Origin of the sequence: Streptomyces sp. NPDC050211 (assembly GCF_040656035.1) — a bacterium.
In the GTDB taxonomy this organism is placed as follows: domain Bacteria; phylum Actinomycetota; class Actinomycetes; order Streptomycetales; family Streptomycetaceae; genus Streptomyces.
This window is the reverse complement of sequence record NZ_JBFALC010000034.1, coordinates 46,387-61,621: the sequence shown is the minus strand read 5'-3', so window position 1 is coordinate 61,621 and position 15,235 is coordinate 46,387. Positions and strand designations below refer to the sequence as shown.

Annotated in this window: 12 protein-coding genes; 3 read left to right on the top strand and 9 right to left on the bottom strand. The window is 69.1% G+C overall.

The window, feature by feature from the left end; translation table 11 throughout:
• Nucleotides 1-88: 88 nt before the first annotated feature.
• Nucleotides 89-2,485, bottom strand: coding sequence for an ATP/GTP-binding protein (locus AB0I98_RS29215; RefSeq protein WP_362947145.1), 2,397 nt, complete (start codon nucleotides 2,483-2,485; stop codon nucleotides 89-91).
• Nucleotides 2,486-2,691: 206 nt separating this feature from the next.
• Between AB0I98_RS29215 and AB0I98_RS29210 the strand changes: the two genes are divergently transcribed.
• The 3 genes from AB0I98_RS29210 to AB0I98_RS29200 all read left to right on the top strand — a co-directional run bounded on the left by AB0I98_RS29210 (nucleotide 2,692) and on the right by AB0I98_RS29200 (nucleotide 5,458).
• The gene (locus AB0I98_RS29210; protein ID WP_362947142.1) at nucleotides 2,692-2,961 is read left to right on the top strand and encodes a hypothetical protein; all 270 of its coding nucleotides are present in this window, start codon (nucleotides 2,692-2,694) and stop codon (nucleotides 2,959-2,961) included.
• 125 nt (nucleotides 2,962-3,086) lie between these two features.
• On the top strand, nucleotides 3,087-4,421 hold the full coding sequence (gabT, locus tag AB0I98_RS29205; RefSeq protein WP_362947139.1) for a 4-aminobutyrate--2-oxoglutarate transaminase: 1,335 nt from the start codon (nucleotides 3,087-3,089) through the stop codon (nucleotides 4,419-4,421).
• A 167-nt stretch (nucleotides 4,422-4,588) separates the two neighbouring features.
• Complete coding sequence (locus tag AB0I98_RS29200) at nucleotides 4,589-5,458, top strand: phosphatase PAP2 family protein (RefSeq protein ID WP_362947136.1); 870 nt, start codon at nucleotides 4,589-4,591, stop codon at nucleotides 5,456-5,458.
• Here AB0I98_RS29200 and AB0I98_RS29195 read toward each other — a convergent pair.
• The 8 genes from AB0I98_RS29195 to AB0I98_RS29160 form a co-directional block, all read right to left on the bottom strand.
• The gene (locus tag AB0I98_RS29195) at nucleotides 5,397-7,190 is read right to left on the bottom strand and encodes a glycoside hydrolase family 18 protein (RefSeq protein WP_362947133.1); all 1,794 of its coding nucleotides are present in this window, start codon (nucleotides 7,188-7,190) and stop codon (nucleotides 5,397-5,399) included. The genes AB0I98_RS29200 and AB0I98_RS29195 overlap by 62 nt on opposite strands.
• 184 nt (nucleotides 7,191-7,374) lie before the next feature.
• The gene (locus AB0I98_RS29190) at nucleotides 7,375-7,818 is read right to left on the bottom strand and encodes a hypothetical protein (RefSeq protein WP_362947130.1); all 444 of its coding nucleotides are present in this window, start codon (nucleotides 7,816-7,818) and stop codon (nucleotides 7,375-7,377) included.
• A 130-nt stretch (nucleotides 7,819-7,948) separates the two neighbouring features.
• Complete coding sequence (locus tag AB0I98_RS29185) at nucleotides 7,949-9,376, bottom strand: FAD-dependent oxidoreductase (protein ID WP_362947128.1); 1,428 nt, start codon at nucleotides 9,374-9,376, stop codon at nucleotides 7,949-7,951.
• Between the two features lie 32 nt (nucleotides 9,377-9,408).
• On the bottom strand, nucleotides 9,409-10,209 hold the full coding sequence (locus AB0I98_RS29180; protein WP_362947126.1) for an ABC transporter permease: 801 nt from the start codon (nucleotides 10,207-10,209) through the stop codon (nucleotides 9,409-9,411).
• Nucleotides 10,210-11,139 (bottom strand): ABC transporter permease, encoded by a 930-nt coding sequence (locus tag AB0I98_RS29175; RefSeq protein ID WP_362947123.1) that lies wholly within the window; start codon nucleotides 11,137-11,139, stop codon nucleotides 10,210-10,212.
• Entirely contained in the window at nucleotides 11,139-12,293 is a 1,155-nt protein-coding gene (locus AB0I98_RS29170; RefSeq protein WP_362947119.1) for an ABC transporter ATP-binding protein, read from the bottom strand. The genes AB0I98_RS29175 and AB0I98_RS29170 overlap by 1 nt, the downstream gene beginning before the upstream one ends.
• Nucleotides 12,290-13,537, bottom strand: coding sequence for a spermidine/putrescine ABC transporter substrate-binding protein (locus tag AB0I98_RS29165; protein ID WP_362947117.1), 1,248 nt, complete (start codon nucleotides 13,535-13,537; stop codon nucleotides 12,290-12,292). The genes AB0I98_RS29170 and AB0I98_RS29165 overlap by 4 nt, the downstream gene beginning before the upstream one ends.
• Nucleotides 13,538-13,590: 53 nt before the next feature.
• Nucleotides 13,591-15,120, bottom strand: a complete 1,530-nt coding sequence (locus tag AB0I98_RS29160) for a gamma-aminobutyraldehyde dehydrogenase (protein ID WP_362947115.1) — start codon at nucleotides 15,118-15,120, stop codon at nucleotides 13,591-13,593.
• Nucleotides 15,121-15,235 lie beyond the last annotated feature (115 nt).

The following is a 15,235-nucleotide window of genomic DNA, read 5'->3' as shown; positions in this document are numbered from 1 at the left end:
TCATTGTGATCCTTTGGCCGCCACGTATGAACGACCTATGCCGATTCTGCCTCACCGTACGGTCCCCGCTCTCCCCCTTATCCGGCTGTCACTCCCGCAGATCCACCAGCAACGGCGGCGCATGCTCCCCCTGCACAGTCGTCAACGACAACACCGCATGCCCCGCCGGCACACCATGCGCCAACTCAGACGCAGACCAACGCTCCCGCTCGACCTGCCGTACGGTGACGGCTTCCGTCGTGACCGCCTTGCCGGTCACCAGCTTGCGCAGGGCGTGCATGACCCGGGTCATGGGCTGATCGGCGAAGACGGTGTGCTGGGCGACTTCCGTGGTCTCGACCCACTCCGTGCCCCAAGTGTCGGCGAAGCGACTGCCGTCCCAGGTTGTCACCCCGGACAGGGCCATCCGGCAGCCGACCGCCCCGAACAACGGTCCGTGCAGGGCCTCCGGGACGTCGGACACTGTGCGCAGCGTGAGCACAACACCGGCGTTCTGCGAGCGCAGCCGCTGGATCCGCCGTACCGACTCTGAGGTGATGGTGCCGGTGGCGTCGTCGAGGACGAGGCTGACGAAGTGGTCGCGTGAGCCTTCCCGTACGACCCCGGCGAACTGGGCCAGCACCAGCCGGGCGATCAGGCGCGAGGCCTCCTCGTGGCCACTGTCGGGCAGGTCGATGCGAACGCGCAGGGGGTGGTGGGCGACGGCGCGCAGCGAGAACGGACGGATACTGTCGCCACCCGAGCCGAAGAAGTCCGCGAAGGCGGGCCGGTCCAGCAGGGCGAGCCGGTCGGCGAGCGCGGGACCGGGGTCGCCGGATGTGCCGGTCTGCCGGGCGCGGGCATCGAGTTCGCGGCACATCGCCGTGTGCCCGTCGCCGGCCAGCCGCTCGCGCAGGCCGGAGAGGGCCGCCGGGTCCCCTTCCAGCAGTTCCCGCAGGACGGGCATGGCCGGGAAACGACCGTACGCGGCCCGGTAGGGGCCGAGGAGCTGAGCGAGTGCCATCGCCGCGCGCTCGGCGCCCACGCTGTCGAGGTCCCCAGCCAGTGCCTCGGCGAGGAACCCGGCCGCCTCGTCGGGGTCATCGGTGTCTGCGTACGGGTCGAGGTCATGCACGGAGGCGGGGTCGCCGATACGCACCACGACGTCGTACGCCGAGTCCGCCCCGAGCGCCGTGCCCGCGCCGCACACCACGACGACGGCGCAACTGCCGGTGAGGGCCTGGAGTGTGAGGGACTCGACCACCGGGGCGATCACGTGCCGAGTCTTGCCGGCACCCGACGGCCCGACGACCAGCAGCGAGGTGCCCAGCGTCTCCGGCCCGAGGGCCGCGCTCGTGCCCCCGTACGCCCTCGGGGTGCGCTCGGCGGTGGCCCACTGTCCGATGCGCACCTGCCGAGTGAGCAGGTCGTGCCGGGCCGCGCGGCCCGGCAGGTCCCGGGCGCCGGAGGGGTGGGTGAGCGCGGCGGCGCCCTGACGCAGCACGGCATCCGTGAAGGCGGCCGGCCGACCCTGGCCTCGGGCACGAATCCAGCCGTTCTCGATACGGGCGCAGTCCACGTCGTTCATCCGCCCGGCGAGCACTTCAGCGGTGAGCACGTCGGCGACCTCATGCTGCCCCGCCTCCCGCAACTCGGGCCAGCGGGCACGGGGCTGCTCTGCGACGGGCGCCGGGCCCTGCCCCTGCGTGGCGCGGCCACGGGCAGCGATCCAGGTCCGGGCCAGAGGCCACCAGGCACCGATCCGGGCGAAGGGCCACAGGACGAGGACGGTGATGAGTGTGTAGAGCACGTCGGTGAGCCACGACGAAGCGAAGACCTCGTACCCGCCGCTGATCAGCACGATCAAGGAGAACAACGGGTCCACGACGGGCAGGGCGTCCCAGCCGACGCCGGGGAAGGCGTCCGGGAAGACAAAGCTGAGGATGACCAGGGCGCCCAGGGCAGCCAGCAGAGCGCGGGCGGGCTGGGGCTTGCGGCTCACGTAGTGACGGACGACAGCAGGCCAGCTGCCGAGCCGGCCCACTGTGTAGACGAGTACAGCGAAGAAGACTCCGCTGTACACCTCCAAGGCCTCGACGCCCGGGTACTCCAGAGCCTGGCCCTCCAACCGCTTGGGAGAGGCGAGCGTGCCACCCCACCACCAGTCGTCCGGGGTGAAAAGCCGCAGGATCGTGAACTGGTACGGGATCGCGCCGCGCCGCCAGAAGGACCACACCACGAGCGCCAGGGCGAGCGGAATCAACATGCCGGCGACGGTCACCGGTTTGAGCCGCTCCGTGTTCAGCCCGGCCTTCGGCATCCGGTATCCGAAGCGCCAGATGCCAGGCCTGGCTTCGGGCCGGGCTTCGTTGAGCCAGTGGGCCACGGACGCGCCCGGTGTCTGTGCCGGCCGCGGCGGCGCGTTCGACACATCCGGCGGTCCCGCCGGACGCGGTACAGGATTCGCATGCGTACCCCGCGCGTCCTGCGTCCCGTCGCTGTCCATCGCGCTTGCCCCCTGAGCAGCCGTTCCTTCCACCGTCCGCGAGTCAATCTAACGCCCCGACAACGGGAGTTCACCGCTAGTGCCGTCCGGCGCGCGGAGCGGACCAAGGGGCTCCGGATATCGTCGTCCCTTCATATCGGACGCGGTGGGCGAAACGGGGAGGCGCAGGTGACCGATCAAGTGGCCGTCGGCGAGGGGGACTTCGCGTGGGACGACCCCGCGACGCGACGGGCGTGGCGGTGGCAGGTGGGGCGCAGCCTTCTGCTCGTCGGCTGCTGCGCCGCCTGGTGGGTCTGGTACTCCGGCGTCGGCAGCCCGGTGCGCGAGCGGGTGACCCGTTCCGGGTGTACGTCGACTCGACCGCCACCAGACTGTGGATGGCGGGCGATCCGCACCCCCGCCGCGTCGTCTCCGTACCCGGCGGTGCCCGTCCGCTCGGCGTCGCTATGTCCACCGCGGACAACCGGAACCCCTGACAACGCCCACATGGAGCATGCCCGCCCCCCGCTCCCGGTCCTAGCCTGCGAGAAAGGACCAGAAAAGAAGAGAACGCCAAAGCGTCGTCCGCAACACCCCGTCCGCACCACCCCAGGAGCCCCTCATGACCGCAATCCCGCAGGAGCGCCGCGTCGTCACCGCCATCCCCGGTCCGAAGTCGCAGGAGCTGCAGGCCCGCCGAATCGCCGCGGTCGCGCAGGGCGTGGGCTCCGTGCTGCCGGTGTTCACCGCGCGGGCGGGCGGCGGGATCATCGAGGACGTCGACGGCAACCGGCTGATCGACTTCGGGTCGGGCATCGCCGTGACGTCCGTCGGCGCGTCCGCCGAAGCCGTCGTACGCCGGGCGTCCGCGCAGCTCGCCGACTTCACCCACACCTGTTTCATGGTCACGCCGTACGAGGGGTACGTCGAGGTCGCGGAGGCGCTGGCGGAGCTGACGCCGGGCGACCACGCCAAGAAGTCCGCGCTGTTCAACAGCGGCGCCGAGGCCGTCGAGAACGCCGTCAAGATCGCCCGTGCGTACACCAAGCGGCAGGCCGTCGTCGTCTTCGACCACGGCTACCACGGCCGTACGAACCTCACGATGGCGCTGACCGCCAAGAACATGCCGTACAAGCACGGCTTCGGGCCGTTCGCGCCCGAGGTGTACCGGGTGCCGGTGGCGTACGGCTACCGCTGGCCGACCGGGCCGGAGAACGCGGGCCCCGAGGCCGCCGCGCAGGCCATCGACCAGATGTCCAAGCAGGTCGGCGCGGAGAACATCGCCGCGATCATCATCGAGCCGGTGCTCGGCGAGGGCGGCTTCATCGAGCCGGCGAAGGGCTTCCTGCCGGCCGTTCGGAAGTTCGCCGCCGACAACGGCATCGTCTTCGTCGCCGACGAGATCCAGTCCGGCTTCTGCCGTACCGGCCAGTGGTTCGCCTGCGAGGACGAGGGCATCGTTCCGGACCTGATCACGACGGCGAAGGGCATCGCCGGTGGCCTCCCGCTCGCCGCGGTGACCGGTCGCGCCGAGATCATGGACGCCGCGCACGCCGGTGGCCTGGGCGGCACCTACGGCGGCAACCCGGTCGCCTGCGCCGGTGCGCTCGGCTCGATCGAGACCATGAAGGAGCTCGACCTCAACGCCCGGGCGAAGGCGATCGAGGCGACGATGAAGATCCGGCTGTCCGCGATGGCCGAGAAGTTCGACCTCATCGGCGACGTGCGCGGCCGTGGCGCCATGATCGCCATCGAGCTGGTGAAGGACCGCACCACCAAGGAGCCGAACCCGGAGGCCACCGCCGCGCTCGCCAAGGCCTGCCACCAGGAGGGGCTGCTGGTCCTGACCTGTGGCACTTACGGCAATGTGCTCCGCTTCCTGCCCCCGCTCGTCATCGGCGAGGACCTGCTGAACGAGGGCCTCGACATCATCGAGCAGGCCTTCGCCCGCATCTGAGCCGCCGCACACGCCTCATGAGTCCCAGCTGTCCCAGCCGCCGCCGTCCGGTGGGATTCCAGGGCCGGGACGCGGCCGTCAGAGCGTGTGAAGAACGTGTGCGAGGTGGATGACGGGACGCGATTCCGTCTGTCGTACGCCCACCCCCTGCCGTAGGTTCTACCCAGATGAGAGATACACCCCGCCCACAGGGGACTGTGGGCGGCTACAGGCCGGGGCCTCCCCAGCTTCGACCTGGTCGTGCCCTCGCGCACACAACCGGAGCCTCCGGCTCTGGATCTCCTCACCGATCGGACAGTCGCCCGCCCCAAACCCCCCGGGGCGGCCGACCATCCGATCTGATCGGCCGCCCCGGAACCACCCCCCCTGTTCCGGGGCGGCCGGCCTCCTTCCTTCTCGGCCTTCCGGCCCTTCTCTTCGCGCTGATCACCTGGCAGGTCGTCGTCGACGGCCCGCTGCTGCGCCTCGACGCGCAGGTCAGCCGGGCACTCGTCCACCCGGACCGGATCTCCGATCTCCTCGCCGACCTGGGCAGTGTCCCGGTCGCGGTGCCGGTTCTCGCGGTCGCTCTCGGGTACGCCGCCTGGCGCGCGCGCCGCAGTGGTACAGACCGCTGGTGGCTGCCGGCCACCGCGGCGGCCGCCCTAATGGTGCTCGTCCCGGCCCTGGTCGTCCTGCTGAAGGTACTGACGGACCGCCCCGGCACCCCGGCCGTGCCGCCCGCCACCGGCTACTACCCCTCCGGCCACACGGCCACAGCCGCCATCGCCTACGGCTGCGCCACCTTGCTCCTGCTCCCCTGGCTCCGCACGGCCCTGGCCCGCCGTGCCCTCGTCGTCCTCTGCGTCGCCGTCAACGCCGGCGTCGGCTTCGGCCTGGTCCGCCGCGGCTACCACTGGCCACTGGACGTGGTGGCCAGCTGGTGCCTCGGTGCGGTGCTGCTGACGACGTTCGTGCTGGGCGTGCGCCTGGGCGTCAGCCGAAGTAGCCGTCGAACGTCCGCTGGAACTCCCAGTTCGCGTAGCGGTCCCAGTTGATCGACCACGTCATCAGGCCGCGCAGGGCGGGCCAGGTGCCGTGGGTGGCGTACGAGCCGCAGTTGCTCTTCTTCGTCAGGCAGTCGAGGGTTTTCACCACCTCGGCGGGGGCCACGTAGCCGTTGCCCGCGTTGATGGAGGCCGGCATGCCGATGGCGACCTGGTCGGGGCGCAGGGGCGGGAAGACGTTGCTCGCGTTGCCCGCGACCGGGAAGCCGGTGAGCAGCATGTCGGTCATGGCGATGTGGAAGTCGGCGCCGCCCATGGAGTGGTACTGGTTGTCGAGGCCCATGATCGGGCCCGAGTTGTAGTCCTGGACGTGGAGCAGGGTGAGGTCGTCCCGCAGGGCGTGGATCACCGGGAGGTAGGCGCCCGCCCTCGGGTCCTGTCCGCCCCACGGGCCCGTCCCGTAGTACTGGTAGCCGAGCTGGACGAAGAAGGTCTCCGGGGCCATCGTCAGCACGAAGTCGTCGCCGTACTTGGCCTTGAGGGTCTTCAGCGCCGAGATCAGGTGCACGATCACCGGCGTCCTGGGGTTCTTGAAGTCCGTGTCGTCGGCGTTGAGGGAGAGCGAGTGGCCCTCGAAGTCGATGTCGAGGCCGTCGAGGCCGTACTCGTCGATGATCTTCGAGACGGAGGAGACGAAGGTGTCGCGGGCCGCGGTGGTCGTCAGCTGCACCTGGCCGTTCTGGCCGCCGATCGAGATCAGCACCTTCTTGCCGGCCGCCTGCTTGGCCTTGATCGCGGCCTTGAAGTCGGCGTCGCTCTCCACGTTCGGGCACTCGGCGACCGGGCAGCGGTCGAAGCGGATGTCGCCGGAGGTGACCGAGGTCGGCTCGCCGAAGGCCAGGTCGATGACGTCCCAGCTGTCGGGGACGTCGGCCAGGCGCGTGTAGCCGGAGCCGTTGGCGAAGCTGGCGTGGAGGTAGCCGACGAGGGCGTGCGGTGGGAGTTCCACGGGATTGCCGCTGCCCGCGGTCGTGGTGGCGGTCACCGTGGGCGTCTTCGCGGACTCGCCGGCGTCGTTCAACGCGGCGACCTGGAAGCCGTACGCCGTGGACGGCGACAGTCCGGTCACGGTGGCCGAAGTACCGGTCACCGTACGGACCTTGACCCCGTCGCGGTAGAGGACGTAGCCGGAGGCGCCGGTGACCGGGGACCAGGACAGCGCCACGCTGGTGGACGTGACGGTGCCGACCGTCAGTCCCGTCGGCGCGGCGGGCGGCTGGCCCGCGTCCACGCCCGGTCCGGTGAGCGATATGTCGTCGGCGTGGTAGGCGCCGGTGCCGTACCAGCCGTGCGTGTAGATCGTGACCTTGGTGGTGGCGGCGCCGGTGCGGAAGGTCGTGGTGAGCTGCTGCCAGTCGGGGGCGGACTGCGTCCAGGTGGAGACGTCGGTGGTACCGGTGCCGGTCGCGCCCAGGTAGACGTAGGAGCCGCGGACGTAACCGGAGAGCGTGTACTGCGAGTCGGGCTTCACGGTCACCGTCTGCGCGCACCGGGCGTTGTCACTGCCCGCCGGGGTTGCCTGAAGCGCGGAACCGCCGGTGCGCACGGGCGAGTTGACCGTCGTACCGGAGGTGCAGGTCCAGCCGTCGAGCGCGGCTTCGAAACCTCCGTTGCGAGCGAGGTCCGCGTCGGCCGCACGGGCGGCCGACGAGAGCGCGGTGACCCCGGGCACGGCCAGGACGGTGGCCGTAAGGGCGGCGACGAAGGGTCTGGTGCGATCCACAAGGGCCTCCGGGCATGGGGGAATTGGAGGGTGGAGCGCCGCACAATTTGGTCCAGACCAATAAGCTTGTCAAGACCTGAACGAAGTCGACTGCAGTTCGCCCAGTGCCCTAAGGGGCGCGGGGAACTGCGCGACCAGCCACGACGATGCCGCAGCCGACACACAACCCCTCGCGGCACCCAGCTCAGTCGTCGGCCAAACCAGCCGCAGCCTCGTGCATAGCCAGTTCCAGCAGCCCCGCATCCGTGAGCGTGCCGGAGCCGTCCGGTGGGACCAGCCACCGGACTCCCCCGGTGGCGCGTCCCGGATACGGCACGACGATCCACGTCCCCGCCCCCGCCGTGCGGATACCCGTGCCGAGCCAGCGGGCGGCCGTGCCCGGTGCCACGAAGAAGCCCATCCGGGCGTCGCCGAAGTCGACCAGCACGGGCCCGAGTTGGTCGAGGATGCGGGTCAGTACGTCGAGGGTGGGGTAGCCGAGTTCCCCCGGCAGGATCAGGACGTCCCAGGCTTTGCCGGCCGGGAGCAGCGCGACCCCAAGGGGGTTGCGCTCCCACTCCCAGCGGCAGGCCTCGGGGTCCGGTGCGACGGACGCTAGCCACTCGACCGCCGTCTTCGCCCCTGTCATGAGAAGACCTCCTCGTCTCTCGTCGACGCAGAGCGCGTCACGAGGGAGAGGGCGATCTCCCGGCGGCATTACGCGGGTTCGCTCAACTCGTCGGAGTGAACCGAATCACCGGCTTGCGGCCGCATCGCCGTCAGCTGTCGAAGCCGAGCCCGAGCCTGTCCATGGTTCTCAGCCACAGATTGCGCCGCCCGCCGTGCGCGTCCGCGCGGGCCAGCGACCACTTCGTCAGCGCGATCCCGGTCCAGGCGAAGGGCTCCGGCGGGAACGGCAGCGGCTTCTTGCGCACCATCTCGAGTTCCGTGCGCTCCGTGCGCTCCCCCGCCAGCAGGTCCAGCATCACGTCGGCGCCGAAGCGGGTGGCGCCGACGCCCAGGCCCGTGAACCCGGCCGCGTACGCCACCTTCCCGTGGTGTGCGGTGCCGAAGAACGCTGAGAAGCGCGAGCAGGTGTCGATCGCGCCGCCCCACGCGTGCGTGAAGCGCACGCCCTCCAGCTGCGGGAAGCAGGTGAAGAAGTGCCCGGCGAGCTTGGCATACGTCTCCGGGCGGTCGTCGTACTCGGCGCGCACCCGGCCGCCGTACGGGTAGACCGCGTCGTAACCGCCCCACAGAACGCGGTTGTCGGCGGACAGGCGGAAGTAATGGAACTGGTTCGCCGAGTCCCCGAGGCCCTGGCGGTTCTTCCAACCGATGGAAGCGAGTTGATCGGCCGTCAGCGGCTCCGTCATCAGGGCGTAGTCGTAGACCGGGACGGTGTACGCCCGTACTCGCTTGACCAGGCTGGGGAAGATGTTGGTGCCGAGCGCGACGCGGCGGGCGCGGAGGGAGCCGTAGGGGGTGCGTACGGCCATACCGGCGCCGTAGGGCTTCAGGGTGAGGGCGGGGGTGTGCTCGTAGACGCGGACGCCGAGTTCTAGGCACGCGCGCTTGAGACCCCAGGCGAGCTTGGCGGGGTGGAGCATGGCGACGCCGCGGCGGTCGAAGAGGCCCGCCTGGAATGTCGGTGAGTCGACTTGTTCCCGTACCGCTTCGGCGTCCAGGAACTCGACACCGTCGGCCAGGCCCCGCTGCTTCATCTCCTCGTACCAGTCGCGCAGTTCCCACGCCTGGTACGTCTCGGTGGCGACGTCGATCTCGCCGGTGCGCTCGAAGTCGCAGTCGATGGAGTAGCGGGCGACCGCCGCCTCGATCTCGTCGAGGTTGCGGGCGCCCAGCTCCTGAAGCTTGTGGATCTCGTCCGGCCAGCGGGCGAGCCCGTTGGCCAGGCCGTGCGTGATCGAGGCGGCGCAGAAGCCACCGTTGCGGCCCGAGGCGGCCCAGCCCACCTCGCGGCCCTCCACCAGCACTACGTCCCGCCCCGGGTCGCGCTCCTTGGCGATCAGCGCGGTCCACAGTCCGCTGTAGCCACCGCCGACGACCAGCAGATCGCAGGTCTCGGCGCCGGTGAGGGCGGGCTCGGGGTGGGGCTTTCCGGGGTCGTCCAGCCAGTACGAGACAGGCTGGGCCTCAGAGAGTGCCTTTGTCCAGTCACTGCCACGGCTCATGGCGCTCGGGGCCATGATGTCAACTCCCTACAGGGGATTACGAAGGCTTATGCCTTTTGCTTGTTACGGCGATTACTGATGACCATAGAAGCCAGGACGAGCAGTACGGCGACCAGGAACATGGCCGTGCCGATGACATTGATCTGAACGGGTGTGCCGCGCTGTGCCGAGCCCCAGACGAACATGGGGAAGGTGACGGTCGAGCCCGCGTTGAAATTGGTGATGATGAAGTCGTCGAAGGAGAGCGCGAAGGCGAGCAGCGCGCCCGCGGCGATTCCCGGGGCCGCGATCGGCAAGGTCACCCGGACGAAGGTCTGGAACGGTCCGGCGTACAGGTCCTGCGCCGCCTGCTCCAGCTTCGGGTCCATCGACATCACGCGCGCCTTGACGGCCGTCACGACGAAGCTGAGGCAGAACATGATGTGGGCGATCAGGATCGTCCAGAATCCCAACTGTGCACCCATGTTGAGGAACAGGGTGAGCAGCGAGGCCGCCATGACGACCTCGGGCATCGCCATCGGCAGGAAGATCAGCGAGTTGACGGCACCCCGCGCGCGGAACCGGTAGCGGACCAGCGCGAAGGCGATCATCGTGCCGAGGAGCGTGGCGCCGAGTGTCGCCCAGAACGCGATCTGGAGGCTGAGCGACAGCGAGCCGCACATGTCGGCGACACCGCACGGGTCCTTCCAGGCGTCCGTGGAGAACTCCTGCCATTCGTAATTGAAGCGCCCCTTCGGGTTGTTGAAGGAGAACACCGTGACGACGACGTTCGGCAGCAGGAGATAGCCGAGGGTCAGCAGTCCCGCGATGACGACGAAATGGCGCTTGAGCCAGTTCACGACGGCCATTTAAACCAGATCCTCCGTTCCGGACCTGCGAATGTAGAGGGTGACCATGATGAGGATCGCGGCCATCAGGATGAAGGAGAGGGCCGCGGCCGTCGGATAGTCGAGAATCCGCAGGAACTGGGTCTGGATGACGTTGCCGACCATACGGGTGTCGGTCGAGCCGAGCAGATCGGCGTTGACGTAGTCACCGGCCGCCGGGATGAAGGTCAGCAGCGTGCCGGAGACGACACCCGGCATCGACAGCGGAAAGGTGACCTTCCGGAAGGTCGTGATCGGCTTCGCGTACAGATCGCCCGCCGCCTCGTGCAGCCGTCCGTCGATGCGCTCCAGCGAGGAGTACAGCGGCAGGATCATGAACGGCAGGAAGTTGTACGTCAGACCGCACACGACCGCCAGCGGAGTCGCCAGCACCCGGTCGCCGGAGGTCATGCCGAGCCAGCTGGTGACGTCCAGGACGTGCAGCGTGTTGAGGGCCTCGACGACCGGGCCGCCGTCCGCGAGGATCGTCTTCCAGGCGAGGGTGCGGATCAGGAAGCTGGTGAAGAACGGCGCGATCACCAGGATCATGATCAGGTTCCGCCAGCGTCCCGCGCGGAACGCGATGAGGTACGCGAGTGGGTAGCCGAGGATCAGGCACAGGATCGTCGCCGAGCCGGCGTACAGCACCGAGCGCAGGAACTGCGGGTAGTACTCGGACAGCGCGTCCCAGTAGGTCGCGAAGTGCCAGGTGACCTCGTAGCCCTCCTCCAGGGAGCCCGTCTGCACGGACGTGGAGGCCTGGTAGATCATCGGCATCGCGAAGAAGACCAGCAGCCAGAGGATGCCGGGCAGCAGCAGCCAGTACGGCGTCCAGCGGCCGCGCTTGCGCGGGGGCTTCTTCTCCGGCGCGCCCGGCGCGAGAGGCGGTGGCGCCTCGGTGAGGGTCGCCATCAGACCGCCGCCTCTTCTTCGATCCCGGCGTCGATGTCCTGGGCCGCGTCGAGGCCGAAGGTGTGCGCCGGGCTCCAGTGCAGGACGACGTCGGCGCCGGGGACGAGCCGGGCGTCACGGTCGATGTTCTGGGCGTAGACCTCGAACTCGGGGCAGACCGGGCTGTCGATGACGTACTGCGTGGAGACCCCGATGAACGAGGTGGCCGCGATCTTGCCGGTGATGCGGTTGCGGGCCTCGGGGATCTCGCCCGCGTCGTCCACGTGGGTGAGGGTGATCTTCTCCGGGCGGACGCCGACCAGCACCTTGCCGCCGGTCGTCGTCGGCGCGGAGCAGCGCACCTCGGGCAGGACGAGCTTGCCACCACCGGCCCGGACGACGATCTCGCCGCCGGTCTTGTTGTCGACCTCGGCCTCGATCAGGTTGGACGTGCCGAGGAAGTTGGCGACGAACGTGGTCTTGGGGTTCTCGTAGAGGTCCGTGGGCGAACCCAGCTGCTCCACTCGGCCCGCGTTCATCACGGCGACCCTGTCGGCCATCGTCATGGCCTCCTCCTGGTCGTGCGTGACGTGCACGAAGGTGATGCCGACCTCGGTCTGGATGCGCTTGAGCTCCAGTTGCATCTGACGGCGCAGCTTGAGGTCGAGGGCGCCGAGGGGCTCGTCGAGGAGGAGCACCTTGGGGGTGTTGATCAGCGCCCGGGCCACGGCCACACGCTGCTGCTGGCCGCCGGAGAGCTGATGCGGCTTCTTGCGCGCCTGCTCGCCGAGCTGGACCAGGTCGAGCATGTCCCCGACCTGCTTCTTCACCGACTTGATGCCGCGCCGGCGCAGGCCGAAGGCGACGTTCTCGAAGATGTCGAGGTGCGGGAAGAGGGCGTACGACTGGAAGACCGTGTTCACCGGCCGCTTGTACGGCGGCAGGTGCGTGACCTCCTGGTCGCCGAGGTGGACGCTGCCGCTCGTCGGCTCCTCAAGTCCCGCGATCATGCGCAGAGTTGTGGTCTTGCCGCAGCCGGAAGCACCGAGCAGGGCAAAGAAGGAACCCTGCGGCACGGTCAGGTCGAGCGGGTGTACAGCGGTGAAGGAGCCGTAGGTCTTGCTGATCCCGGAAAGGCGGACGTCGCCGCTGCTGTCGTTCGTCATCGTCGTCACGCCCCTGTCAGCTTCGCGAATTTCTCTTCATAGGCCGTCTCTTCCTTCGAGCTCAGCGAGCGGAAGGCATGGGACTTCGCGGCCATTTCCTTGTCCGGGATGATCAGCGGGTTGTCCGCCGCGCCCTCGTCGATCTCCGCGAGATAGGGCTTCACTCCGTCCACGGGACAGACGTAGTTGATGTAGGCGGCCAGTCGGGCGGCCGGCTCCGGCTCGTAGTAGTAGTCCATGAGCCGCTCGGCGTTCGTCTTGTGGCGTGCCTTGTTGGGGATCAGCATGTTGTCGGTCGACGTCATGTAGCCGCTGTCCGGGATGACGAAGTCGACGTCCGGGCTGTCCGCCTTGAGCTGTACGACGTCACCGGCCCACGCGATACAGGCCGCGAAGTCGCCGCTGGTGATGTCGGACGTGTAGTCGTTGCCGGTGAAGCGGCGGATCTGGCCCTGGTCGACGGCCTTCTGGAGGCGGGCGATCGCCGCGTCGTAGTCGTCGTCCGTGAACTTCGCCGGGTCCTTGCCCATGTCCAGCAGCGTCATGCCAATGCTGTCGCGCATCTCGGTGAGGAAGCCGATGCGGCCCTTGAGCTTGGGGTTGTCGAGCAGGTCGGAGACCGACTTCACCTCGATGCCGTCGAGCGCCTTCTTGTTGTACGCGATGACGGTCGAGATGCCCTGCCAGGGGTACGAGTAGGCGCGTCCGGGATCCCAGTCGGGGCTGCGGAACTGGCTGGACAGATTGGCGTACGCGTGCGGCAGGTTGGCCGGGTCCAGTTTCTGGACCCACCCCAGGCGGATGAGGCGTCCGGCCAGCCAGTCGGTGAGGACGATGATGTCGCGGCCGGTGGCCTGGCCCGCGGCGAGCTGCGGCTTGATCTTGCCGAAGAACTCGTTGTTGTCGTTGATGTCCTCGGTGTATTTGACCTTGATGCCGGTCCGCTCGGTGAACGCCTCGAGCGTGGGGTGGTGCTTCTCGCTCTCGTCGATGTCGATGTACTCGGTCCAGTTGGAGAAGCTGACCTCCTTCTCCTTCGCCGAGTGGTCCTCCGAGGAGGTGCCGCCCTCCGTCTTGCCGGCCGCGGGGATCCCGCAGGCGCTCAGCGCCCCGAGGCCGCCGACCGCGAGCGCGCCGCCCGTGGAGGCGCGCAGCAGCGAACGACGGGTGAGGGCGGCCCTGCCGTTCCGGAGGCTGCGCCGCATGGCGGCCAGCTGGACCGGAGTCAGCGGTTCGGGCTCGTACTGCTCCATGCGCTTGGTGCCCTTTCGGAGGATGGGCGGCCGCGGGTCGGGCGGCCTGTCTGCTATCGGTCCCCGAAGATCGTGCGGTGCCAGTCCTTTCTGGGCACCGCCGTGTTGTCGAACATGACGTGTTTGATCTGGGTGTACTCCTCGAAGGAGTAGGTTGACATGTCCTTGCCGTAGCCGGAGGCCTTGTAGCCGCCGTGCGGCATCTCGCTGATGATCGGGATGTGGTCGTTGACCCACACGCAGCCGGCCTTGATCTCGCGGGTCGCGCGGTTCGCCCGGTAGACGTCCCTGCTCCACGCGGAGGCGGCCAGGCCGTACGGGGTGTCGTTGGCCAGCCGGATGCCCTCGTCGTCGCTGTCGAAGGGAAGGACGACGAGGACAGGGCCGAAGATCTCGGACTGGACGATCTCGCTGTCCTGGGACGCGTCGGCGACGAGGGTGGGCCGGTAGTACGCGCCATTCTTCAGCTCGCCCTGCGGTGCCTCACCGCCGGTGACCACGCGCGCGTAGGCACGCGCCCGGTCGACGAAACCGGCGACGCGATCGCGCTGGACGTGCGAGATGAGGGGGCCGAGGTCGGTGGTGCTCTTGAAGGGGTCGCCGAGCCGGACGGTGTCCATGAGGGCGGCGGTCTGCTGCACGAAGGCTTCATAGAGAGGCCGTTGCACGTACGCGCGCGTGGCGGCCGTGCAGTCCTGGCCGGTGTTGATGAGGGCGCCCGCGACGGCGCCGTTGACGGCCGCCTCCAGATCAGCGTCGTCGAAGACGACGAAGGGGGCCTTGCCGCCCAGCTCCAGGTGGATGCGCTTGACGGTGGCGGTGGCGATCTCCGCGACACGCTTGCCGACGGCGGTGGAGCCGGTGAAGGAGGTCATGGCGACGTCGGGATGGCCGACGAGATGCTCGCCGGCTTCCTTGCCGGTCCCGGTGACGATGTTGACGACACCGTCCGGGATACCGGCCTCGGTGGCGGCCTCGGCGAAGAGCAGCGAAGTCAACGGGGTGATCTCGGCGGGCTTCAGGACGATGGTGTTGCCCGCGGCGATCGCCGGGAGAACCTTCCAGGCGGCCATCTGGAGGGGGTAGTTCCAGGGCGCGATGGAGCCGACAACACCGATGGGTTCACGGCGGATGTACGACGTGTGGTCCCCGGAGTACTCCCCCGCCGACTGCCCCTGGAGCTGCCGGGCGGCCCCCGCGAAGAACGCGGTGTTGTCGATGGTCCCCGGCACGTCGAACTCGCGCGTCAGCTTCAGCGGCTTGCCGCACTGCAGGGACTCGGCGCGGGCGAACTCCTCGGCACGGTCGGCGAGCACGGCGGCGAAGCGGTGCATCGCGTCCGAACGCTCACTCGGTGTGATCGCGGCCCAGCCCGGAAAGGCGGCGCGCGCGGCAGCGACAGCCGCGTCGACGTCGTCCGCGCCGGCCAGCTCGTACGTGTAGACGTCCTCGCCGGTCGCCGGGTCGACGACCGCGTGCGTACGACCTGAGGTGCCCTTCGTCAGACGGCCCGCGATGAACTGCGCACCGGCCGCGAGGCGCTCCTGCGCGGGGAATCGGTCTGGGCTTCCCGGGTAGTCCATGTCGTCGCTCTCCTCCGCCGTCGCCCCTGGTGATCAGGGGTGGGTGGCGTAGCTTCAGCTCGATTTGAGTGCCGATCCTGACAGAGCTGCGGGCGTCCAACAAGTGATTCCGTTG

Bases quoted from the DNA above. Each gene is read 5' to 3' on its own strand.
- AB0I98_RS29165 (WP_362947117.1), bottom strand. From the start codon at position 13,537: ATGGAGCAGTACGAGCCCGAACCGCTGACTCCGGTCCAGCTGGCCGCC.
- AB0I98_RS29215 (WP_362947145.1), bottom strand. From the start codon at position 2,485: ATGGACAGCGACGGGACGCAGGACGCGCGGGGTACGCATGCGAATCCT.
- AB0I98_RS29200 (WP_362947136.1), top strand. From the start codon at position 4,589: ATGAGAGATACACCCCGCCCACAGGGGACTGTGGGCGGCTACAGGCCG.
- AB0I98_RS29180 (WP_362947126.1), bottom strand. From the start codon at position 10,209: ATGGCCGTCGTGAACTGGCTCAAGCGCCATTTCGTCGTCATCGCGGGA.
- AB0I98_RS29160 (WP_362947115.1), bottom strand. From the start codon at position 15,120: ATGGACTACCCGGGAAGCCCAGACCGATTCCCCGCGCAGGAGCGCCTC.
- gabT (WP_362947139.1), top strand. From the start codon at position 3,087: ATGACCGCAATCCCGCAGGAGCGCCGCGTCGTCACCGCCATCCCCGGT.
- AB0I98_RS29190 (WP_362947130.1), bottom strand. From the start codon at position 7,818: ATGACAGGGGCGAAGACGGCGGTCGAGTGGCTAGCGTCCGTCGCACCG.
- AB0I98_RS29175 (WP_362947123.1), bottom strand. From the start codon at position 11,139: ATGGCGACCCTCACCGAGGCGCCACCGCCTCTCGCGCCGGGCGCGCCG.
- AB0I98_RS29185 (WP_362947128.1), bottom strand. From the start codon at position 9,376: ATGGCCCCGAGCGCCATGAGCCGTGGCAGTGACTGGACAAAGGCACTC.